Source organism: Okeania sp. SIO2F5, from assembly GCF_010692685.1.
In the GTDB taxonomy this organism is placed as follows: Bacteria; Cyanobacteriota; Cyanobacteriia; order Cyanobacteriales; family Microcoleaceae; genus Okeania; species Okeania hirsuta.
On record NZ_JAAHGU010000043.1, the window covers coordinates 19738 to 43361 of the forward strand.

Here is a 23624-nt window from a genome sequence, read left to right on the forward strand (position 1 = left end):
TGAAATCAGGGTGTATGTGTAATGAATAGAAAAAAATTATTAGTGGTTAATTTATTAATACAATGATGGTGGAAATCTGCCAAGTTAGCGAAGAAAATTTAAAGCTCTTGCTAGATGAATTTCAGCAATCTACTCGTGCATCAAGGCAAAATTGCCAATCAGTAGCAGAGCGTATTAAACAAGAAGTAGAAAGAATTTGCATAGAAAGCAAAAGAATTCAAGCTTCCGGGGAAATAAGTAAATGGGCAAAGAACCTAGCTCAACATCGTCTGAGACAATGCCTACATTACTACAAGCTTGGTTCTAGAGAAGGAAGAATACATTTACATAGTAGTCTAAGTGCAATTGTTTATAGGTATATCACTCCTCCTCAAATACAATCAAGTTATCAGGCAAGATTAAATCTAATCGAAGACTTTTTACAACAATTTTATCTGGAAGCTTTAAATGCTTTTAGACGAGAAACTGAGCTGCCAATAATGTACACTCCCCATACATTATTAGAACTAGCAGAGTATATGGCCTTTACAGAGCGTTATGGCAAAAGACGCATACCTTTGTCTGGTGGTCGTAGTCAACAATTAATCATTCTGCGTGCTCAAACATTTTCCCATCAACAACCAAAGGAAACATCTGTAGATATTGACCAAGCAGCAGAGGGAACAACTAGCGACTCAGATAAGACATGGAATGATGGATCTATCCAACAAGTGCGAGAAGCAATGGCCGCACGACAGGATACAGATGATGATATAGGTTCTCTGCGCCAGGTGGTAATAGAAGAACTTATGGCCTATCTGGAGGAACGTCAGCAGCAAGACTGTGCAGACTACTTTGCACTGCGTTTACAAGACTTATCAACTGGGGAAATAGAATCTATTTTAAATCTTACTCCCAGACAAAGGGATTATTTGCAGCAACGCTTTAAGTATCATTTGCTCAAATTTGCCATGGGACATAGGTGGGAATTAGTTCATCAATGGTTAGAAGCAGACTTAGAGCATAATTTAGGCTTAACCCCCACAGAATGGACAGCTCTACATGACCAAATTGACGCAGAACAGAAAAGTTTGCTAGATTTGAAGCATAAAGGTCTTTCTGACGAGGCGATCGCGAAGACTTTAGGTCGTAAAGTAAACCAGGTGAAGAAGAAGTGGCACAAGTTACTCGAACTTGCCTGGGAATTACGAAATCATTCAAATTCCGGAGCGAGTGCATCAACTGATGAATAACGAAACGAATAAACAGGTGGAAACTTTCGAGGATAATTTCTTTGACTGGTTATTAGGGCCAAATTCTAAGGAAATATCAAATGTAGGGCAAAATCAAAACAAGATTGAGAATGGAAAAAAAGAAGTCAGGGTGCAGGAGTTAGAGTGGGAAGAATTAGACCCACTTGATTCTGAAGAAATTGACTACCCCTACGATTACGAAAGTCAGCCACTTACACCCGGAGAAGTACCAACCGTGTATAATCGTTTCGAGACTGTATTACAAAAACGACTTAAAGCCAAGATTGAAGCTAAACCCCCACGATTTCCTTGGGAAAATAATCTGGTAAACTACGATGCTGAATATCCAGACGTAGAGGTAAATAACTGGTTTTCCCATATTAATTTGTGGGCATCACAGATGAACAATATTAAGTGGGGCAAGTTAAATATACCCTTAACGGAGACCGTCTTTGCTCAACTTTTACAATCTTGTCAGGATTTAGTACCATCTGATTTACTCCCCGGCAGTAAATTGGTTAGAGCAGTGGATCGTTTGTTCCCAAATCAATCTCAATCTTTAAATGACCTAGCTGGTTTAGTGCTTGTAGGTGGAACCCGTGATGGAGAATTGATTTCCAATCATATTACTGCTTATAACACTGCAACTCAAAAACAACAGATGTTGTTGTCTTTGCTCGCTGCCCAAGAAATTATCTCATCTTTAAGTTTGACTTGTCATTTAAATCAGTCGGTAACAAAAAGAGAATGGCAAACCGCTCTAGGGTATCTTACCATCGAAGCTGAATATTATATTCCTGAAGATCCTTCTTCTGCGTGTTTGAGGATTAAAGGTCAACTACCTGAAGCGGCAAGTTTACAACTTCAAGGAAGAGGAGTTGAAGCGACTGCTCAACGTTTAGATGCAGGTACTCTATATGTAGAGCTATTTGACCCACAACCAGATCAAACATATCAGCTAATTATTAAATTCCTCAACTGGGAGCAATCTTTAAAATTTGTTGTTAGACTTCAAGAGGGAACAGGGAACAGGGAACAGGGAACAGTTTAGACTGTAGAGTAGAGGTTTTAAGTTCCATTAATATCACTTCTGACTTTTGACTTATAAATTTTCTTGTAAGTCATAACTTTTGACTTCTGACTTTAGTGAAATGATATAACGTGCCTATGCTTTCAAAGTTTTACAATTTAATTTATGACCGAAAATTTGGGTATCAAGCTTCCCCTTTTAAGGGGATAATAAATAAAAGTTTTCCTGTTCGTCAATCTTCTCCTTTTAAAGAAAAGGTAATTATTAATTATTAATTATTAATTATTGAAAAGCATCTACCAAAATTTATGTCTAATTTTTTTGGTTGGGAAGTGCGAAACCTTCCTCTATTAGGACCTCTATGGCGACAGATAGAAGCAGCACCTAAACCTGTTCCTGAAAATTCTATTCTATTGCGAGTCATGGTACAGGCGTTAGTTATAGTAGGCATTATTGCTGTAGATGTAGCCGCCGGGGTAGCAACAGACGAACTTCCTTTAACTGCTTGGGCCGCTCCATTAAGTATTATAGGGGCAATTTGGAGTTGGTATAACCGCTACAAACGAAACATACCAGCTAAATTTTGTTTGGCGATCGGAATGTTATTGGCGTTAGCTGATTTTTTGGGTAGGTTAGTTACTGAGTTGAGTGATACGCGACTGGTATTGGGGGAATTCTTGATTCAACTTCAGGTCTTACATAGCTTTGACTTGCCTAGACGGAAAGACTTGGGTTATTCGATGACTATCGGGCTAATTTTGTTAGGGGTCGCAGGTACTATCAGTCAAACTTTAACTTATGGCCCAGTGTTGCTGTTGTTTATAGCGATCGCTATTCCTTGCCTGATTTTAGATTATAGGTCTAGGTTAGGTTTAGAGTCCAGAATTATAGGTAAAACATCAGAAGTTAAGAAAAAGCAGAAGAAAATATCTTTATTAAATGCTACTTTATCTCCCAAGCGATTAACAATATTATTATTAGTAATTATTGGATTAGGTCTAGGAATTTTTGCTCTTTTACCTAGATTACCTGGTTATCAAGTACGAACTTTTCCTGTTAGTGCCCCAATTAATTTTGATGTAGAAAATTTTGATGGGCGAACTATTACAAATCCTGGTTATATTAGTCAAGGTAGAGGGGATGGAGATGATTCTGGTGGAGGAAGTGGAACTAATCAAGAATCAGGTCCAGGAACTTTAGATAATACTTATTACTATGGATTTAATACTAAAATTAATCAAAATTTACGCGGACAATTAGTTCCTCAAGTTGTGATGCGGGTGAGGTCGCAAGCTGAAGGTTTTTGGCGAGTTTTAGCTTTTGATAAGTATACAGGTGAAGGTTGGGAAATTTCTCGGAATGATAATTCTTTTACTTTAAATCGCCCTCGTTGGTCTTACCAATTTTATGTTAATTGGCCGAGGAATAGGTTTGAAAATGAAACTAGAGAAGTAATTCAAAGCTACACAATTGTTTCTCAGTTGCCGAATTTAATTCCGGCTTTATATCAAGCAAGGGAAGTATATTTTCCCACTGAAAAAATTGCCATAGATCCTGATGGTAATTTGCGTTCTCCTCTTGAACTTAGGGAAGGTTTAACGTACACAGTAATTTCTGATGTTCCTTATCGAGACCGTACTATTTTAAATCAAGCAGGTACAAATTATCCAGAAAGTATCAGCAAGTATTATTTACAAATTCCTCCAGAAATTGCGGAAAAGGTAAGACAAAAAACAGAGGAGATATTAGCGAACAAAAATAAAGTTGCTCAATCAAGTAATCCCATTACTTCACCTTATGAAAAGGCACTTTATTTATCCCAATATCTCAAACAAAATCCTAACTATAAACTGCAAAAAGAACCTCCATTTTTTGTTGAAGGTGAAGATTTAGTATCAGCATTTTTATTTGGTTATCAAAATAGCCCGGAAGGGGAAAAAATTATCGGCGGTTATGGCGACCATTTTTCTACTGTATTGACAATAATGTTACGTTCTATTGGCATCCCGGCAAGATTAGTAGCGGGTTATTCTCCAGGAGAATTTAATCCTTTTACTGGCTTATATGTGGTTAAAAATACAGATGCTTATATGATGACAGAGGTATATTTCCCTGGGTATGGATGGTTTGCTTTTAATCCTATTCCGGGAATGCCTTTAACTCCTCCTTCTATTGAAAAAAATCAAACTTTTAGTGCATTAATGACTTTTTGGCAGTGGGTAGCTGGTTGGTTACCTTCTCCTGTAACTGGTTTTTTAGAGAGATTTATTGGTGGAATATTCCGTTGGGTATTGGCAATTATTAGCTGGTTTTTTGCTCTGTTTTCTAAAGGTTTGCAAGGCATATTTACTGGTTTAATTTTAGCTACTTCTTTGGCTTTCTTGGGTTGGTTATTGTATATATTTTGGCGAGGATGGCGTTATGGTCGGTGGTTAGCTAAGTTATCTCCAGTGGAGAGTATATATCAACAAATGTTGAGTTTGATGGCGAGTAAGGGATTAGTTAAACATCATTTTCAGACACCTTTTGAATATACTCAAGCTATTAAGGAATATCATTCTATAAATGAAGTAGAAATAATTGAAGAAATTTCTCAAGCTTATGTGGGATGGCGTTATGGTAGTAAAGAAGTTAATTTAACTAGATTAAAAAATTTACTCCGAAGTTTAAAGCGAAGTATTAGGCGTAGGTTAAATTAAAGGAATAAGAAGAGGGTGATTACTAAAAAACTACGCTCGCTCATGTATATAGGAAGGAATGAGCAGGTTAAGACTTACAGCAGTTTTTATTTGGGTAGACCACAGTAGGGACTTTCCATGGAAGGTCTCTACAAGGTTTTGCTTGTGAATAAGAATCTCCTCATCTCCCTATCAATTTTTCTCTAGTGATCATAAATTGACCCTGGGGAATAGGGTGAATGCCTTCTGTCTTCTTCAATGTATCGACCCTATTATTTTTTTTCATTGACATTATTTATTTGATAAATGCCTAACTCTGTACCACATATTTTACAGAATTTGGCATCTATATCGTGGATAGAAAAACCACAACCACTGCATGATTTTTCTATATTTTTAGTTGTTTTTATCAGTTGTTTAATTAAATCCCCCAGTTGAGAAGGAATTAAACTAATACCTGTTAATATCATTAAAACGGTTAATAAACGACCACTTTCTGAAGTAGGAATTAGATCGCCAAATCCAACAGTTGTCATTGTAACAACTGAAAAATATACAGCATCTAAAAAATTCTTAAATGATTCAGGATTTACGCGGTGCTCTACTTGATAAATCAAGCCAGAAAAGATAAAAATAATTGTAAATAAAGTAAATAATATTCTGGCAAAAATCACTCCATCTTCTGTACTAATCTGAAAAATATAAATTTTGAATTTGAGAAATCGAATTAATTTTAGAATTCGGAACCATCTGATAATTCTAATAAAACTCAGTTCTAAAAAACCTGGAAAAATAGGTAAAATTGCCAGTAAATCAATAATAGAAAAAAAACTAAAAACAAACTTGATTTTTTGATCTGCACACCAAAATCTCAGTAAATATTCAACGGCAAAAAACACTAAAATAGCATCATTGATTAGTTCTAGTATAATAAAAATATTCTCTGGAATTGGATAAGTCTCGGCAACAAAAATAGCTGAAGAAAATAAAATCAAAAATAGCAGAATAAAGTTAATAGCTTTACCGATAGGAGTTTCAATATCTTCCAAATAAAATGCTAGATTTTTTTTTGTGAGTTCAAGTAACATAATTTCTCATCTTCTGCTTGAGAGCAGTAACTATCAAACTAAATTGTCATTATAATGTTTTACAATGAATCTGCCAATGTCTCTACAAGTTAATTATGTCTGACCTAGAATCAAATTTATCTGCTCTAGTTGCCAAGGTTTCACAACTGGAAAAATAACAAGTTACTCTCAAAAAATATGTTGTTAAGTTAAAACATACTTTAGACGAGCAAATAGAAAATTTTAATCATCGACCGGAAGCACAAGATATCGAAAATTTACAGGAAAATTTTGTTGCTTTAACTCTACGTTTAGATGAATTATTAGCTTTAAATAATCCCATAAAATCGACTACGGAAACTCAAGATCAATCTCCGGATAGTTGGCAAAAAACTGAATAATATCAAAATAAATTAGTATTTGACTGTACTGATATTTATGGTGTATTAATCGAAGCATTAGAAACAGTTCAAGCACGATTAATTATTGTTTTTCCTTGGTTAAAATGTAATAGTATTGATCGACATTTACTGAAGAAATTCAAGGATTGTTTAAACCACAATTTTCAGATAGATATTGGTTGGGGATATTTAGGCGATCGCTCGAATATTGGCAAAGGTTGGAAATATAATGCTTTGGTAGATTTACAAGAATTAGAAGAAAGTTATCCTGGTCTATTTCGGTTGAAGTTGTTAGGAACTCACGAAAATTTTCTGGTGTGTGATGAGAAGTTTGCTTTTGTGGGGAGTCATAATTTTTTAGCTTCTGGCGAGGAAAGTCTGGAACGATAAGTGGGTATTCGGACGACGGATATAAAAATTATTCAAGGATTAATTAACCGTTTTGATAATGCTGAAGTTTTGGAGGAAGCAGAAATTAATCGCAGATTTGCAGCAAGTGTGAAAAGTTTGGATGAGGTGGAATATTTGCCTGGAGTTATTGATGAGAATGAAATGGAATTTCAGGATATTTCGATGATGGTAGATGAAGATGAGGAGGAAGAAGAAGAGGGATATTTGCCTGGAGTTATTGATGAGAATGAAATGGAATTTCAGGATATTTCGATGATGGTAGATGAAGATGAGGAGGAAGAAGAAAGTCAAGAACTTGTGGTTAGTGCTGAGGAATTTTTGCGTAGATATAGTGAGGGAGAACGAGATTTTACTGGGATTAATTTGTCTGGTGTTGATTTGAGTGGGAAGTCTTTTGATGATTCAAAATTAAATTTGAGTAATGCTAATTTTAATGGTGCAAATTTGAGTGGAGCAAGTTTTCAATCAGTTAATTTAACAGGTGCAAAATTTCGAGGTACTGACTTATCTAAAAGTAAGTTAAATTCGGCAAACCTAAGTGAAGCTAAGTTGATTAATACTAACCTCTGTGAAGCTGATTTAAGTTCAGCGAATCTCAGTCAAGCTAAGTTGATTAATACTGATTTAAGTAAAGCAAGAATGGTTTCTACAAATCTAGAACAGGTAAAGTTTAGAAATGTGAATCTTAGTCAAACTTATTTATGTTTGGTAAATTTTACTAAATCTAACTTGAGTGGAATTAATTTTAGCCAAGCTAAAACACCAAACAAAAGCAACTTCAGTGGTGCAAATCTCACAAAAGCAAATTTTAGTGGCTTATTTTTAAGGAATACAGATTTTACGAATGTAAATTTGAGTCAAGCTGATTTAAGTAAAGCTAATTTGTTAAACGCAAACCTTAAAGGAGCAAAGGTACAAATGGTAAAAATTAACCAAGCACTTTGTAGTGAAGCAACTGTTTTTCCTGAAGGGTTTAATTATACTAAATTGGGTGTTTATTTTCTTGCTCCTAATGTTTCATTAAGAGGAGTAAATTTATCAGGCACTGATTTAAGGGGAGTCAATTTGAGTGGAGCAGATTTAAGAGAAGCAAATCTAGACGGAGCAATATTAGATAAAACTGATTTAAGATATGCAAATTTGAGTGGAGCAAGTTTAAGAGATGCAAATTTGCGAGAAGCTAAACTAAATGCAACAGAGTTAACAAAAGCTGACCTTCGTAATGCAAATCTTAATAGTGCAAAACTCAGAGGAGCTAACTTAATTTCAGCAGACTTACGAGCAGTTATAACATATTCTACTGATTTATCTGGTGCAAATTTAACTGATGCTAAACTAGGTGGAGAATTATTGGAAAAAGCTAACCTAAAAGGCGCAATAATGCCAGACGGTTCAACCCACGAATAATATAAATAGTAGGTTGGGTTGACAAAGGAAACCCAACTAAAAAGTTTGGTCGCCCTTCATAGTAATGTATCAAATCCGGTACATCAGTGTAATTGGCGTTGCACAGTGACGAATGATTCTAGATTTTGGATGCCTGAATTTGGAATTGGGGAATTACTAAAATGATTAGTTAATGGTTTTTTTAGTCAAAGTCCGAGCCAATTTTTGGCAGCATCATTCCATAATGTGCAACCCCGTGTAATTAGATAAAGAGGGTGGGAAGTTTGAAGAGATGGGTAGATAAAGAAAGATGTGGCAATGGCGCATCAGTTGGAAAATTTTTTTATACCGAACCCGAGCGGACTTGATATGAGAAATATTATAGACAGAACTTACGCATTTTTCCAACAAAAACACTACATATACCATAGTGCTATAGTTTTTATCTACTATATGTAGTGCTTTTGCTTAAGTCCTGATAGAAATATTACAGCAGTCGCCATTATTATTAGGACATTCTCGCTCCTCTCAAATTGACAAATTTATTCCGTACTGCAAGTTTAACTTTAGACTTCAGATAGATGGAAATGCTCAACACCTTTAAGGGAGCAAGATGCTCCCACTCTCATGCTCCATAACCAAAATAATTACAATACACTACTACCAAAAATGTATCTATATACTTTTTTCTCTTCTCCTGACTCCTGACCAAAAAGTAAGGTAAATAGCTTCCCCTTTTAAGGGGATGAAAAAGCGGCCGTTAGCGCAGCTTCCCGTAGGGTGGGATGGCTCAGAAACCTGCGCCATATCCAATCGACCAAGAGAAAATCAACTTCAGTATTTTCGTAGCCTCCCTATTCCATGAGGTACTGATAACTGATAACTGAAATGACTTCTGACTTCATAACAACCCTCCTCGCTGAATTCTCTGCTGTTGTATAGTCTCCTTCTTAGCAAAAGCAGCATCTAGTTGATCCAATAACTTCCCAATCTTTTCCTTTGCCTCCTTGCTAGTCTGAGGTTGCCTGTTTAACCACGACGTTGCCCTTCTTCGCCCCTTTTGACTTGCCACAATTAAAGCACCCCAAGCAATAGCATTAGTTTCAGCTTGATTTACCCTTAAAGCAGCATCAACTCGGTTGCGCAGACGACCAGTATCATTTTGCAGTAATTTACCAATCTCATAAGTGCTGCTCAAATTATTTTCAAACACACTTAGACTTTCTTGCCAACGACCATCAATTAAACCAGCCAAAACTTTTTGACTTGGACTTGCCCAAGAAGCGATCGCCTGAGCTTCTGTAATCTTGGCATGAAATTTAATTAAATCAAATTGAGCTTGTGCTTTTTCAGGCCATTGAGATTCATCCATTAAATTCTTTCGCAAAGGTTGAATTAAAGCAAAAGCACCAGACCATAAACCATTACGAGCTAATCTCAAGGTATCTTTATAATAGCTATCTGCAATAGGAATTTCGTCAAGAGAAATTTTCTCTAACTCAATCGGATTAAGTATAAACTTTCGTGGCTGAATCCAATAAATATCAAAATCAGGATCTAATCCCACAGTTTGCTCAACCACCAACTCTGGATCTCCTCCTCCCGTCATTTCCTGCCAGATGGGAGCTTGACCAGCAGCACTTTTCCATTCCAACATTGAACTCAAGTAATTTTTTTTGGGGTTGTAATTGACAATTTGCCCATAAGGAATAGCTTTATTATTTTGTAATCTTTGACCACTGACAGTAAACCAAACTCCGGCAGCAGGAACTTTGCCTTGAAAACGACGTACTGTTGTTACAGGTAAAGGTTGATTTGAGCCTTGAGGAGCAGAGGTAGACTCAATAGTAGATGAAATTACAAAAGATTCAGCAGGACCTTGGAGTGGTAAAGTATTAACTAATCGAAAATATGGTTTACTGCCTTCTCTTTGGTTAACAGATAAAATTGATTGATAGACTCGCAACTCTACTAATTCCCGACAAGGAGTTTCACAGGGCAAAGAAGCTCTTGAATCAATTTGCTTCATTACTGGCACCAATACATCTAAACCAGAATCTGTTGTTGTACTAGGAAGAGAAAAAGTTTCTCCGGTACTAAATCCTCCCTCTTTGATACTACCTTTAATTTGTTCAAGAGTTTGCAAAGATTTATTCCCGGATATATAAAATTGAGTCCACTGTGGTAATGATTGATTAAACCAGACTATAGCATTCGGATCGGAAATTAACTTTACACTAATCCATGCCCCCATTGCCATGACACCAGAGCCACCAAATAATAAACTTACCCCTGCCCATTCAACAATCCATTTTTTCCAAGGTAAGGATTTTAAAGAAAACTTTTGAGATTTAGATAATTTCCTCTGATGCCTAGATTTAGGGGCAGAAGTTATCCGGCTAATTTGTAGAGTTTTCTTACTTCTAGGATAATAAGATTTCTGAGCTGTTTTAGCAACTTTGGGAAACTTAGCTTGATTGTAACTGACTTTGGAACCTTGAATCTTCCTTTTCATCATCCTAGCAATACCTGCTCATAGCGCTGACCTTGAACTTCCCAAGTATACTCCGTTTCTATCAGCGATCGCCCATTTTCTGACAACGTTTGTCTCAACTGCCCATCCTCAAATAAGCGACTAATGGCCTCTACATACTCTGCTACTTGATTTGCTCTTAATGCTTTTAGTGGTGTATTTGCACCATCAACTGCTAGACCTTCTAAACCACGGTCACTGGCCACAACAGGCGTACCTGCTGCCATTGCTTCTAAAGTTTTATTTTTAATTCCAAAACCAGTACGCATCGGAATCACACAAACAGTCGCTTGATGTAAATATTCTGCCATTGAAGGTACGCGACCTGTAACTTTTACTCCTGGGCGAGTTGAAAGTTCCTGCACTTCTGGTACTGGTCTCGCCCCTACCAGAGCTAAAGTTGTATCAGGATAACGCTCTTGTACCTTAGGTAATATTTCCAAAGTCAGAAAGCGAACTGCATCAATATTAGGAAAATTATCCATAGCTCCCACAAAAATTAATTGATGTCCCCCTGGGTCGTTACTTCGATAGGGAAACTGAGTAAAATCTACCCCATTAGGAATAACTGATATTTGACTATTGGGGTTAAACTCTTGCAGTTGTTTCCCATCTTCCTCAGTTGTTGCGACTATACAGGAAAATTTTGAGCAGTAGCGTTTTTCATAACGAAGCAGTAAGGGAAGATTCAGTCTATCTCGCAATGGTTTTTCTGCTGTACCAGTTTCTAACTGTTGCTTACAAGTACCATAAACCGAACTATGGACATTAACTAGAGTTTTTAGTTGTTGTTGCCATTGAGGGCGAATATAAATTTCATTCACACAATGTTCGCAAGTAATGGCCTCACATTTACCTGCTGCCACAAACTCATCCACCCAATTTTGCATTGTTGGCGAATATATTGAAAGAACACTTGGTGGAGTACCTTCAATCAGAAAATTACTAAAACGTCTTAGTTTTACTAATGTTCCTTTTGTTGGTTCTTGGGGGCGCGGAAATACGGCCAACTCTTCTACATAAGATCGCAATGAATCTATTTCTGAATCATTGACATCTGGAGACAGTTGTGTTAATAAAGTAACAGAATGTTTTTGACTCAAATATTTGAGTAGATTAAAAGTTCTAACTTGCGTACCACCTCGACTGGGAGGATAAGGAAAGGTGGAGGAAAGCATTAAGATTTGCATAAAGTTTGTAAGTTCCCCTAGATTTTTCTTTATATACAGGTAATTTATTATATTTAATGGCAATATTATATAGCGTTTCCCAAGCTAATGAGGTACAGTTGTTTTTCTTCTTTATCGATTCCTACGGAACGAGAATTACGACTCCCTACTCCCTACTCCCTAAAACCAAGGAATTTTGTACCTGCCACTTTTTGGGAATTACTATATTATTAATTTTAGTTAGATTTTAAATATTTTAATTTTACAAATAGATTTTATGGTGGAAAAGTCAAATATAGTTAAGGCATTAAAAAAACCAAATCTAGCCTTGAAGAAAGGTAAGCGTTTTGTAGCACATAATCTGGAAGATGTTATCAGAATTATTACCCAGCAACACAAACTTTCAGAAATAGTTAATCAAAAGGAAATTCGAGTGGCAGGTATGAAACGCAGTGGGAATCATGCCATTATTAACTGGGTTAAAAGTCAACAGAATGGTGATGTAGGATTTATTAATAATGTATTAGCTAATCAAAACCCCTATCGGTACAAGTATGAAAATCTACGAGATAAATTTCCAGAACATAAATGGGCAATAGAACATAACCGCCAACAAGCTAAAGGAAATTTTATTAAAAGAGATTGTTTGATTTACAGCTATGAATATTTTCCCCTGGAGCAGATAGCAAATGATAAATTTGAACGTAACCACGATATATACTTAGGAAAAAGTGCTACTAGGTACGATATACTTATTATTAGAGACCCTTTTAATCTGCTTGCAAGTAGACTAAAGATATCTTCTAAGGTGGCATATTTTTTATCAGTAAATTCTCCGAATAAAACCATGATTGATTTGTGGCTAGATTATGCAAAAGAATATTTAGGAGAAACAAATTATCTCAAGCACAACAAAGTTTGTGTCAATTATAATCAATGGTTTGCTGATGTTGAATATCGGCGAAATATTGCGGATAAACTCCAAATGGAATTTTCTGATGCAGGAATTGATATGGTAACGAGTTTTGGTGGAGGTAGTTCATTTGAAGGAAAAGAATTTGATGGCAAAGCAACATCAATGGATGTCTTAAACCGATGGCGAAAAGTAGTCGATAATCCTCAATACAAGAAGTTTTTTAATCGGGAAATATTTGAATATTCAGAGCGAATATTTGGTCATATTCCCGGCACAGAATCTTTAATGAATTAAGTAACAATCAGTCAAAAAAATTACCATTAGTTATCATTCAAGACCAGGTTAATTATCTATTAAAATTATTTCATCAAATATATAATTTATTATGACAAAAGTTAGCGTTTGTATTCCCACTTATAACCGAGCTAATTTGCTGCCTTATGCAGTAAATAGTGTTTTGAACCAAACTTATGATGATTTTGAATTAATCATAACTGATGATGGCTCAAAAGATAATACTGCTGAAGTAGTTAGTCAGTGGAATGACTCTAGAATTCACTATATTCAGCATCCTCAAAATATTGGACGTAGTAAAAATATGCGTTCTGGTTTTGATGCTGCTACAGGAGATTATTTTATCAAATTTGATGATGATGATGCCTTGACTCCAGAATTTTTAGAGAAAACTGTGGCAGTATTAGATGAGATGCAAAATGTAGATTTTGTCTGTACAAGTCATTGGGTTATTAATGAAAAAAGTGAACGGGAGGAAGATGCCACGAGAGAGAATGCGGCTAAGTGGGGAAAGGATAAGTTGGAGCAAGGAATTATCCCTAACTTGCTTAAAGAAACATTTCAATACCAAAGTTTGCAGGTGGGTTCAACTTTGTTTCGTCGTTCTTGCCTACAAGAAGTTGATTATATGCGGCCTGAAGCAGATGGATGTGAAGACTTTGATTTGCTGGTCAGATTAGCAGTAATCGGAAAAGTTGGATATTTTATTCCAGAATATCTCATGGAATATCGTTTTCATAACCGTCAAACCAGTTTAAAACAAGATATTCACTTTTTATCTGCTAAAACTTTCTGTATTAATAGTTATAAATTTGATGATCAGAAGTTGGAAAATTCACGTTTATTTAAGTTAGCAGATACGAAACAGAATCTAGGAATTAGATTAATTGAAAAGGGTGAAAGTGTTAAAGGGAGAGAGTTATTACAAGAATCAAGCCAAATGCTAGGAACTTCATTCAAGACTAGATTTGCTTTAGTATTATCTTACCTACCCCTAAATTTACGACAATTTGCTTTGCAAAGTTTTAGGAAATTTCGTCCTCAAGACTATGCAGACCGAGTTAGAAAAGCAACTACTTAAGTTGGAAATAACTGGTAGAATTTTTTAGTGGCGTTGGTAAATGGAAAGATGAACTGAGCAATCTACTCATAGGATGGGTAGGGCCAAATGGAATATGTAGATAGTGCTGGAGCTAAAGTTAGCCTATGCAATGCCCAGAGTGTGCTAGTAAACATATCCGCAAAAATGGTCATCGAGGAGACAAGCAAAATTATCTATTGTTAGATGTGGTCGCCAGTTTATAGAAGTCTATAACAAACCTGGATATAGCCTGGATACCAAAGCTTTATGAAGAGAAATTTATGTCAATGGTATGGGGTTCCAGGGGATTAGCTGAGTTACTGGGGTTGCCCATGGCACAATTATTAATTGGGTCAGACAGGTAGGAAAACTTTTACCTGATATTTATGACTCAGAAGTAATCCCAGAAGTTGGAGAATTGGATGAGTTACAAACTTTTGTCTCAAAAAAAAATCAAGTTTGGATTTGGACAGTGATAGACCACTTTCGGCCAGGGATTGTCGGTTGGGTCATCGGAAACCGTAGTTCTGAAACTTTTATTTGGCTCTGGCAAGCGATTGCTAACGCTTGTTGGCAATGCTATTTCTGGGTCAGTGATGGGAATCCTGTTGATAAAGTCTTTATTCCTGAGCAAGACCAAATTATCAGTAAGACCTAAATGAGGAGGGTGGAAGGAGAAAATACTCGTTTACGGCACTACCCCCGCTCGACTGCACCAGAAAACATTGTGCTACTCCTTGCTCTGTAGAGATGCTGAAGCATTCCATCAGACTTTTAATTCATTAGAGTTGTCGCTTTATAACTTAAAAAAATCCCAAAAACCTTGTTTTGTAAGGATTGTAGCTATTGGATGGCAAAAATGCTGGGAATTATTGCTCTGTCTAGGTTAGAGTGATTTTTTCCCTTTATTTAGCGACAACTCTATTATCTCAAGTTTGGAGATGTAACTGTTCCTGCCTGATTTATCTTTGAATTTACCAACGCCTTTTTAGCGATCGCCACTCAATCAATTTTCCTACAAGATGATGATTACTCAATATTGGCTTGGCAATGATACAGGCCATTTTTTTTGCCCAAGTCCTGTTATATCAAATCCGGTTGAATACTTATCATATATTTGGGGGTGGGGAGTAGGGGAGTAGGGGAGATTGAACTAATTATAGAATTATAAGCATATATTATATAACCGGATTCTATATTACAGCGGTTTTCATATTGATCAACCACATCGTCACAATCAAAATCCTTTAGGGACGTTCCAGAACGTCCTTACTGTGGTCTACTTAAATGAAAAGCGCTGTAAACCCGCCACACAAAAGATAAATATAAATTTATAGCAGTCGAAGGAAAGCTTAGGAAAGATCAAAAGCTTAAAACTCAGGCAACATAAGATTTTTCCTTCTTCCTTATTAGTCATAGCAATATAGTCAAAAGTTACTCTTGGTCTCTTTAACAGATGTTCAAAACGGTGATTGAAACTCTCCGTAAATTTAACAATTATATTAGGAGGCAGTGCCTATTGTGATGAGCAACTTTTGACTGAATTTTTGACGCAGGCTAACTGCCTGCGCTATGTTACACTACTGATACTCGGATTACACTCATCCTAACTAGCAGCAGCGTCAGCTTCTCGGAGAGCTTTGAGAATTTCAGGACGTTTCATACGCGCATAGCCACGAAGTTTCCGCTCTTGGGCAATTTTCTTCAGTTGTCTGAGTGATTTGGTATCATAATCATCAATGGGAACTTCTGGCTCTGCAGCAGCTTGAGCTTTAGTCTTTCTAGCAGTAGTTTTTGTTGTACTCGACTTAGACCTTGATGATGTAGAACTTGGTTTACTCTTGGTTGTTGTCTTACGCGGTGTCTCAGCTTTAGTTGCAACTTCTTCGCTAGAAGTGGCTTCTGGTATTGTTTGTAATTGACGCCGAACCGCAGATACTTGAGTTTTTAAGTCATCTTCAATATCTTGAACTAACTGGGAGAACTGATTAATTGTTTTGACAATTCCTTCCAGTTTTTTCTCTATTTGTTTATCGAGATCGTCAAGTTGTTTTGATAATAAGTCCACATTCACTCCTGATAAAGAATTAGAGGTTGTTTTATTTGTTGTTGAGCTTGTGATTTTTCTTGCCAATTTTTCTACCTTATCGTTAACTGAATTTTCTAGATTTGTAATCAAATTTTTGAGCTGTTCAATTTGAACAACATCCGTCCCTCGAACCTGCAAAGATTTTACTTGTTTTTTGAGTACCTCCTCATTTTTCTTGATAGATTGATCGATTTTTTTTGTGAGAGAATCTACTTTTTTATCGAATGATACCTCAAGTTGTTGCATTAGATGCTCAAAGTCTGGTGTTTCTACAACAGGTGGTTGAGTTAACTGCTCTATCTCTGCCACAGCTATCTTTGCTTGTTCATCTGTCATTTCATAAATCCAGGCCCATAGTTCCTTGATTTCAGCTTCTTTTGCAACTTGATACCAATCAGCACCACGAACTATTTCGTATTGCTGCTCGGAATCGTCATGATCTGTCAATCTCACAATTAATGGGATTAAGTTACTGCCTTGTTCAGAAAGACTCTTAACTAGAGCTTCATGTCTTTCAGCAGGAATATCTCTTACCTGAGAGTCTGGTACAGTGATTTGGGATATGGGAGTCAATTCCAAACTTACTGGTTGTACTGGTAAATCTTCTTGTCGATTTTTTCGCTTCGTTGATGAAACCATTTGCTTTCAACTTTCCTTGGTTCCTAAAATCAAATAAAGGTTTTGGGCTAATACTGCCTAGATAGCATTCTCCCGGTTACATTTTTTTTGTGGCTCCTCATTTATCACTTTTGATGATAAATTCAAGATTTCCAGCTATTACAGCTATTGGAAAAACCATAATTTCATCACAGTTTGATAAAATAGGATTAAGTGTCGGGAGGTGAGCAAACTGCTTAGTGCTGCCAAACAGGACTTATGATTATTGCATAATCTGGGAAATTATAATTAATTCTCAGGCTAGAAATTCATACAGCTATAAGTAAGTACGATCTCCAACATTACTTTTTGAACTTGTTGGTTTTTGCTATGCCTTAGTTTATTTTTTTTCTTACCCAGATTTTACTTTCACAAAGTTACTTTAGCATACTTTCATTGACTATGGAAGACAAATAATTTATCATCTTAGTAGCAATTGATTTTTTGCTATGAACTCAGTTAACACTTATAGCAGGGAAAAGCGGTGTGACCCCGCGGGGTGCGACAGACGCATGGGAAAAGTATTTCTCTGTCTTACGGTTCATCATTAACATAAGTCCTGACCAACTCGTTCCTTGCTATACTACCTTTTGTTGCAGTTATCACTTTAAGACTACAATTTTGACTAGGTATTACCCAGTTAGGATTGTAGGAATGGCGCTCTGCTTCAATTACTCTGAATTAAATTAGCTTATGGCAGTAGATTTTATGGCCATATCAGGGAGCGATCGCATTACTCCATCCAAATATCTGTAGTTATTTTTTAACTTTTTTGCAAAAAATAGTCAAGGTGTACCTATCTGATTAATAATAATATTAATTGGTTGATTTTTGCAAGTGAGGAACAGACGATCGCATGGATGTTAAGGATTTAAAATTTCTATTAAAATTACTGAGCTATAAAAATTATCAAGTATCTTTTACTAAAATTCAACTAGAGTCTGAAATGAAGGTCTCTGAGAAAAATGAAATTTGCTCCAGACTTTGCGATCGAGGGTTGGTAAAATTTACTGGAGAAGTTACAAAAATTAATATAGCACCTCAAGGAAAATCACTCCTAAATAATAAAAAAGCTGTTAACTTACTTACCACCGAAGAATTGAAAGTGCTCAAAGCAACTGCTAAAGCTGCTATTTCTCCAGCGGAGACTGGTCTTGATACTAGCTATAGGAAAGCTGTTATCACAGACTTACTACAGCAAGGTTTGATTAAAGTTATAGATCAAAAAATCAAAGATGTTTGGTTGACAGAAAAAGGAAAGCAATTTTTGTGCCAAGAATATTCTTCTCGCAGCACTGCAAAAGAGATATCCTTAAAAATGTTAAGCGACTATCTTGATTTAATGCGTACTAACTGTTCGCTTTACTTCCCTAAACAAGAAAAACAGCAGTTTTCCAAGATGCCTGATCAACCCACTGACTCTGAGATTTTAGCTGTGATTCGAGATTTAGACCAAAATCTAGGCACAAATAACTATCTACCCATTTTTCATCTGCGACACAAATTACAACCTCCTTTATCTAGAGAAGAACTAGATCTAGCACTTTACCGTCTAGAAAAAAGTGACCAGATAGAATTAAGCTCCTTACAAGAAGTAAGCTCCTACACTCCAGAACAATTTGAAGCAGGTATACCTCAAGATATTGGTGGAAGTTTGTTTTTTATAATTCCCTACTAAATTTTCCGGTGTTGGTGATTTGAGGTATAATATCCTGTGTCCCCTCCGGGGGAGCTACGCTAATGGATAAGAGCGTGAACAAAAAACCTTCTCCTTCTACTACTCTTTCTTCCCTCCTGACTCCTGACTCCTAAATCATTAAGATTAATATCATACACGCGCTTCAGCAACACCAATTTTCCTATATCTGCTATCGTAATTCTCTAACCAGTCCAAAAAATATTACCAGTTTATAGTATGACATCTATAGATCAGATTATTCAAAGAGAAACCAATCCTTTCGATCAAGTAACTCTTTATACTATTAATTTTTGGCAAGAGCAACAAAATCCTAACTGGAATGTCGATTCTATCCATCAAAATATTATCTCTGATATAGAAACAGTGCTAGAGCAGGTTGCCCAGGAAAATCGTCCCCGAACTTTGATACTGACTGGTGACTCTGGTTCTGGTAAAAGTTATCTTTTAGGAAGAATCAAAAAATTATTCAACACAAAAGCTTTTTTCGTTTATATTGATCCTTGGCCTGATAGTGATTACATTTGGCGTCATATTTTGCGTCAAACAGTAGACTCTCTGATGAAAACTCCAGAGGGTCAAACAGATTCTCAGTTGTTACTATGGTTAAAAGGTCTACTAGATTCACAAAATAGTAGTTTATTCCAAAAAATTATTGGTGAAAGAAAAGTATTTATTAGAAATCTCAAAGGTATTTATTCTTCTGGAATTTATAATCCTAATGATTTTTTCAGCGCCTTTTATCATCTGTTAAATTCAAATTACATATCGATTGCTTGTGAGTGGTTACGGGGGGACAATTTGGACGAAGATGATTTAAAATCTTTGGGAATTAAAAGTAGTATAGATTCTGAAGATTCTGCTCAGAAAATTATGACGAATTTGGGAATTATTTCGGCTGCATCTCAACCGATTATTTTATGTTTTGATAATCTTGATAATATTCCTCGGTTATTGGATGGCTCGTTAGATTTACAAGCATTATTTAATGTCAATTCTAGTATTCATACTCATTGTCCACAAAATTTTCTGATAATTATTAGTATTATTACGAGTACATGGAAACAAAATTATGAATGGATTCAACCTGCAGATAAAACTAGAGTAAATGCTGGATATTTTCATCTTAAACCAATTACTTTAGAACAGGGAAAAGCAATATTGGCAGCTCGTTTGAGCCCTTTGCATTCTCTAGCAAAACCAAAGCCTAAATCACCTATATTTCCTTTGTCAACAGAAATATTAGAACAGAAGTTTTCTAGAGGTAAAACTCTGCCTCGTAATATATTGGAATTGGGACGTAAGGAATACGATCGATACAAAAACAAATTATTATATGAGTCAGGAAATGTCCAAAAATTAACACCAGAAACAAAATTAGAAACTTTTAAATTAATTTGGCAAGATAAATATCAAAAAACTCAGAAAAAAATTAATAAAATTACCGATTTTGCAGCACAAGAATTGATTAGAATGCTACAAGAAGTATTAATTGCTGTAGAATGTAAAGAGGTAAAAACTAAATTATTAAGCGGTAAATATGCTAGTCATTCTTTGAGCTATCAACAACAAAATAAAGAGGGAATTATCGGTGTTGTTTGGACAGAAGATAAAAATATGAATAGTTTTTATAATACTATGAATGCTTGCCAGAAAGTGGCAGATAAAAGTTTATGCCAAACTTTATATCTAGTGAGAGCTGCTGAGGTTGGAAATGCCAAAAATATGAGCAATAGAATATATAGAAAAATTTTTAAGGGTAGGTTGAAAAATTGTCATATTCAGCCCAACCTGAAATCTGTATATTTTTTGGCTACATATCATAGTTTGGTGAATGCTGCTCTAGCTAATGAATTAATGATTGAAGGTAAGATTATTAGTCTCAAAGAGTTAGAAGAAATAATTTGTGAATCACAGATTTTAAACAGTTGTAGTCTATTACGAGATTTATCTGTAGTTGACTCAACAGATAATCAAGAACAACAAAGCGATTCAGATTTATCAGATTTAGATGAGGTGAAGGATTTTGTGGTAAATTTAATTAAAACAGAATGTTTTATGGAGCGCAAAAACATAATTGAAAATACACTAAATAAATTTATTAACATAGAGCAGTCAAAAATTTATACAATTATTGAGGAACTTGAAGGAGAACAGAAAATCAAAAATATTACTCCTACATCAAAATTAGATCGAAAACTAGTTTGTTTTATTCCTATTTAATAACGAACATTTAATTAAAGTTAGGAACGATAAATTAAAATCAATATTTAGTAGATCAAACTGATAGTTTTTGAAATTTTTTTAGTGATCTTAACTGCTTAAAAACCTGGAAAATCAGGATAGTTTGTCAATGCCAATAACTAATAAACCTCAACTACAGTCTCCCCCATTCAGTGTTACCAATGTTAAAGTTGCTTTTGAGTGCCCGCGTTTATTTTATCTCAAACAACGTTTTGGGGGCGACCATATATTTTTGCCAAAAGATTATATCCAGGAAATTGATAGTGCTTTTCTCGACTTAGCTAATCAGTTGATTAATATGATTAGAGAAGAATCTAGGATTCAAGCTTTGTTTAAGGGGAAGTTTGAGGAATTGATGGTAGAAGTGATCGCTAATCAAATACAACAATTATTTTATGAGTTGATTTTCTTTCCTTATTTAGACACAATAATTACAAAGGATTCTAGTCTAGCAACAGCACTCTATCAAAGTTGGCAGGTCTTAATTAAACTAATTTTAAATATATCTAAAATTATTGTTAAAAATCGGCGTTACTGCCATGAAAGTATTGTAGTTCGTCGCACATTAATTACAAGGGAAATACTACTAGATTATACTTTTAAAATACCAGATGGTGAGAATCAAAAGTTAACAGGAAAAGTTAATAATTTAATTTTTGATTTTGAGTATCGTCGTTTATGTGTGGTTAATTATCAGACTTATGAAACTGTAGAAGTATCGTCTCAGTTAATGGCGGTTGCTTTGTATAGTTTTCTACTGAAGCAAAAGAAAAAAGTGCCTGTTAATGCGGTTGTTTATTGGGTTTTGCCTGAGTTTGGAGAGTATCATTATTCATGGGAAAAACTTGAGAATATGGTGGAGAGTTTAATTCCTGCTAAGTTACAGGAGATGCGGGTGTGGTTAAGGTGGGAGGAGTCTCAACCAGACCCACCTCCAGCAACGGAGCATGAGTATTTATGCGATATTTGTCCTCAGAGGGAAAAGTGTCAGAGTTTTTTTGATAGGGATTGGTAGGAGTTATCAAAAGTAGGTTGGGTAGAACGAAGTGTTAGCGTTTGCGCAGCATTCTGTAGGAAACGTTTGACAGGATTCATGTTCTTCACCAAGACTTACTTCTCTGGCAGTATCGTCCTTAGTCCTTCAGGCTTATCCGCTTTTAGCCCATGCACCCTCGAGTAATGGTTGTTAACCCATTAAACCTGAGCTGCGAAGTCACTCCCTAGCTGAGAGGGGAGGAATTGAACCTGCATAGGGTATGAGTTTTTAACCTTTTGGTTAAAGGGTCATGTTGCAGTCATGGCTTCTTTGACCCAACGAGTCGCACTCAACCCAACCTACGGATACTTGGTATTTTTGGTGTGAGGGAATGCGATCGCTACTTTCTATTCTGGTATATATGCTATTTTTCTGAGTTTTTCGTAGGTTGTTTTCCCGAAACCAATTCCCTTTTTAGTTTGTTGTTTAAGATTTTCCCAAGTTAAGTTTTCTCCAGACTGTTTCCATAACATTAAGCTCGTAACGTTGAGAAACTGCTTGAATCTGTTTTGGTAATGTATATTGTACAAATCTATTGTTAGGGTTAATTTTACAAGGCAGTACACCTAATATTTCTATGTCTGGTTTATTCATCATTTGTCTAAAACGGTTAACATCTCGCTGAAGATAATTTTTAACATTAGATAAACCTTGATTAGCAAATGGTTTTAAGTCTGAAGGAATGATTAAATAGTTAGCACTAACTAGGGGAACAAAGGCATACAAATTCAAAGAAGGTGGTGTATCTATCAGGGCAATATCATATTTTTATTAGACAAATTTTAGTTTTTTTATTAGCGCAGTTTGAGTACTTCTCAGACCGTTTAACTCACCTTCAAGATCCATTAAATTTATATGAGAAGGAATTACATCTACTTCTGGATTATTAAACCTAGAAGCTCTAGCTACTTCTGGAATACTAGAATATTCATCGTATCTCAACACATGATAAATATAAGAGTCTTTGATATCATCAAATTGTTCATCATCAAATTTAATTAGACCTGTCGCAAAAGTTGTATTCGCCTGACTATCTAAATCAATAACAATAACTTGATAACCTTTTTTACTCAAAGCGGCAGCTAAATTAACCACTGTTGTCGTTTTTCCAACTCCACCTTTATTGTGATAGACAGCAATTACTTTCATAGAATTTCTCCTACCTTGATTAATTGGATTAGACTCTGTTTCAATGTTTACTAAGTTTTCCTGATTTTCGGGAATATTGCTAACAATTTCTTTTGTCTCAGATTGAGTAGCGATCGCCTCACTTACACCTGCTTTTTCTACCGGAGTTTCTGGTATATTACAACTCTCTTTTTGACGCAAATAGTCTCGACCTACTATTTTTTTAATTTCTTCTATTTTGTCATCAATTTCAATTCCCAAACAACTAAAAATTAACTCAATCTTATTTCTGTCTCTTTGATAAATCCTAATTTATTTAGCATTAGTTAACAACCCATATTTTACATTTATACTTGTTAAATAATGCCTCAGTTTTCGTTGATGGCGGTCTAAATTTTCTCTCGGATGTTTTGCCTCCATAACTAAACTCAATGGAGAATCTCCATCTAAACGAAAAGGTAACTTCTGGACAGCAAATGATAAAAAGTCTAAACGGATACTACCCAAAGTTAGTTCTTGATGTCAATGTTCGATACCGTATCCTAATTTTGGCAGTAGATAACTAACAATTAGTTT

The 23624-nt window shown here is 35.5% G+C and carries 15 protein-coding genes and 2 pseudogenes; 11 read left to right on the forward strand and 6 right to left on the reverse strand.

Going from position 1 to position 23624, the window contains the following annotated elements:
- Positions 1–65 precede the first annotated feature (65 nt).
- From hetZ to F6K27_RS15635, 3 genes are all read left to right on the forward strand, one after another.
- Complete coding sequence (gene hetZ / locus F6K27_RS15625; protein ID WP_287275657.1) at positions 66–1232, forward strand: heterocyst differentiation protein HetZ; 1167 nt, start codon at positions 66–68, stop codon at positions 1230–1232.
- Positions 1225–2283 carry a hypothetical protein gene (locus F6K27_RS15630; protein WP_287275576.1) on the forward strand — a complete coding sequence of 353 codons (1059 nt, stop codon included), beginning with the start codon at positions 1225–1227 and terminating at the stop codon, positions 2281–2283. The genes hetZ and F6K27_RS15630 overlap by 8 nt, the downstream gene beginning before the upstream one ends.
- 287 nt (positions 2284–2570) lie before the next feature.
- Positions 2571–4961: a DUF3488 and DUF4129 domain-containing transglutaminase family protein gene (locus F6K27_RS15635; protein ID WP_287275577.1), complete on the forward strand. Its 2391-nt coding sequence runs from the start codon at positions 2571–2573 to the stop codon at positions 4959–4961.
- 251 nt (positions 4962–5212) lie between these two features.
- Here the strand turns inward: F6K27_RS15635 and F6K27_RS15640 are convergent, their stop codons facing one another.
- Positions 5213–6028, reverse strand: a complete 816-nt coding sequence (locus F6K27_RS15640; protein WP_287275579.1) for an ion transporter — start codon at positions 6026–6028, stop codon at positions 5213–5215.
- A gap of 614 nt (positions 6029–6642) precedes the next feature.
- Between F6K27_RS15640 and F6K27_RS15645 the strand changes: the two genes are divergently transcribed.
- Both F6K27_RS15645 and F6K27_RS15650 read left to right on the forward strand, forming a co-directional pair.
- Positions 6643–6798 carry a hypothetical protein gene (locus F6K27_RS15645; RefSeq protein ID WP_287275581.1) on the forward strand — a complete coding sequence of 52 codons (156 nt, stop codon included), beginning with the start codon at positions 6643–6645 and terminating at the stop codon, positions 6796–6798.
- A complete protein-coding gene (locus F6K27_RS15650; protein ID WP_287275582.1) occupies positions 6799–8226 on the forward strand; it encodes a pentapeptide repeat-containing protein in 1428 nt (475 codons plus the stop codon).
- An 880-nt stretch (positions 8227–9106) separates the two neighbouring features.
- Here F6K27_RS15650 and F6K27_RS15655 read toward each other — a convergent pair.
- Together F6K27_RS15655 and F6K27_RS15660 are read right to left on the reverse strand one after the other, a co-directional pair.
- A complete protein-coding gene (locus F6K27_RS15655; RefSeq protein ID WP_287275583.1) occupies positions 9107–10723 on the reverse strand; it encodes a hypothetical protein in 1617 nt (538 codons plus the stop codon).
- A complete protein-coding gene (locus F6K27_RS15660; RefSeq protein ID WP_287275584.1) occupies positions 10720–11928 on the reverse strand; it encodes a glycosyltransferase family 4 protein in 1209 nt (402 codons plus the stop codon). The genes F6K27_RS15655 and F6K27_RS15660 overlap by 4 nt, the downstream gene beginning before the upstream one ends.
- 256 nt (positions 11929–12184) lie before the next feature.
- On the opposite strand from F6K27_RS15660, the gene F6K27_RS15665 reads away from it, so the two are divergent.
- The 3 genes and pseudogenes from F6K27_RS15665 to F6K27_RS15675 all read left to right on the forward strand — a co-directional run bounded on the left by F6K27_RS15665 (position 12185) and on the right by F6K27_RS15675 (position 14984).
- A complete protein-coding gene (locus tag F6K27_RS15665; RefSeq protein ID WP_287275586.1) occupies positions 12185–13117 on the forward strand; it encodes a hypothetical protein in 933 nt (310 codons plus the stop codon).
- A 91-nt stretch (positions 13118–13208) separates the two neighbouring features.
- On the forward strand, positions 13209–14198 hold the full coding sequence (locus F6K27_RS15670) for a glycosyltransferase family 2 protein (RefSeq protein ID WP_287275588.1): 990 nt from the start codon (positions 13209–13211) through the stop codon (positions 14196–14198).
- A gap of 125 nt (positions 14199–14323) precedes the next feature.
- Positions 14324–14984 (forward strand): annotated as a pseudogene (locus tag F6K27_RS15675) (IS1 family transposase).
- 820 nt (positions 14985–15804) lie between these two features.
- On the opposite strand, the gene F6K27_RS15680 reads toward F6K27_RS15675, so the two are convergent.
- Positions 15805–16926 (reverse strand): ParB N-terminal domain-containing protein, encoded by a 1122-nt coding sequence (locus tag F6K27_RS15680; protein WP_287275590.1) that lies wholly within the window; start codon positions 16924–16926, stop codon positions 15805–15807.
- Between the two features lie 964 nt (positions 16927–17890).
- On the opposite strand from F6K27_RS15680, the gene F6K27_RS15685 reads away from it, so the two are divergent.
- The 3 genes from F6K27_RS15685 to F6K27_RS15695 all read left to right on the forward strand — a co-directional run bounded on the left by F6K27_RS15685 (position 17891) and on the right by F6K27_RS15695 (position 21899).
- Entirely contained in the window at positions 17891–18622 is a 732-nt protein-coding gene (locus tag F6K27_RS15685; RefSeq protein ID WP_240039003.1) for a hypothetical protein, read from the forward strand.
- Positions 18623–18859: 237 nt separating this feature from the next.
- Complete coding sequence (locus tag F6K27_RS15690; protein ID WP_287275593.1) at positions 18860–20863, forward strand: ATP-binding protein; 2004 nt, start codon at positions 18860–18862, stop codon at positions 20861–20863.
- 130 nt (positions 20864–20993) lie between these two features.
- Entirely contained in the window at positions 20994–21899 is a 906-nt protein-coding gene (locus F6K27_RS15695) for a PD-(D/E)XK nuclease family protein (protein ID WP_124145656.1), read from the forward strand.
- 447 nt (positions 21900–22346) lie between these two features.
- On the opposite strand, the pseudogene F6K27_RS15700 reads toward F6K27_RS15695, so the two are convergent.
- Positions 22347–23069, reverse strand: a pseudogene (locus F6K27_RS15700) (ParA family protein).
- A 291-nt stretch (positions 23070–23360) separates the two neighbouring features.
- Complete coding sequence (locus F6K27_RS15705) at positions 23361–23555, reverse strand: hypothetical protein (RefSeq protein ID WP_240039004.1); 195 nt, start codon at positions 23553–23555, stop codon at positions 23361–23363.
- Positions 23556–23624 lie beyond the last annotated feature (69 nt).

What these genes read in the sequence shown, in the direction of transcription:
- hetZ (WP_287275657.1), top strand. Translation starts at nt 66, where the DNA reads ATGGTGGAAATCTGCCAAGTTAGCGAAGAAAATTTAAAGCTCTTGCTA.
- F6K27_RS15630 (WP_287275576.1), top strand. Translation starts at nt 1,225, where the DNA reads ATGAATAACGAAACGAATAAACAGGTGGAAACTTTCGAGGATAATTTC.
- F6K27_RS15635 (WP_287275577.1), top strand. Translation starts at nt 2,571, where the DNA reads ATGTCTAATTTTTTTGGTTGGGAAGTGCGAAACCTTCCTCTATTAGGA.
- F6K27_RS15640 (WP_287275579.1), bottom strand. Translation starts at nt 6,028, where the DNA reads ATGTTACTTGAACTCACAAAAAAAAATCTAGCATTTTATTTGGAAGAT.
- F6K27_RS15655 (WP_287275583.1), bottom strand. Translation starts at nt 10,723, where the DNA reads ATGATGAAAAGGAAGATTCAAGGTTCCAAAGTCAGTTACAATCAAGCT.
- F6K27_RS15660 (WP_287275584.1), bottom strand. Translation starts at nt 11,928, where the DNA reads ATGCAAATCTTAATGCTTTCCTCCACCTTTCCTTATCCTCCCAGTCGA.
- F6K27_RS15665 (WP_287275586.1), top strand. Translation starts at nt 12,185, where the DNA reads ATGGTGGAAAAGTCAAATATAGTTAAGGCATTAAAAAAACCAAATCTA.
- F6K27_RS15670 (WP_287275588.1), top strand. Translation starts at nt 13,209, where the DNA reads ATGACAAAAGTTAGCGTTTGTATTCCCACTTATAACCGAGCTAATTTG.
- F6K27_RS15680 (WP_287275590.1), bottom strand. Translation starts at nt 16,926, where the DNA reads ATGGTTTCATCAACGAAGCGAAAAAATCGACAAGAAGATTTACCAGTA.
- F6K27_RS15685 (WP_240039003.1), top strand. Translation starts at nt 17,891, where the DNA reads ATGAAGGTCTCTGAGAAAAATGAAATTTGCTCCAGACTTTGCGATCGA.
- F6K27_RS15690 (WP_287275593.1), top strand. Translation starts at nt 18,860, where the DNA reads ATGACATCTATAGATCAGATTATTCAAAGAGAAACCAATCCTTTCGAT.
- F6K27_RS15695 (WP_124145656.1), top strand. Translation starts at nt 20,994, where the DNA reads ATGCCAATAACTAATAAACCTCAACTACAGTCTCCCCCATTCAGTGTT.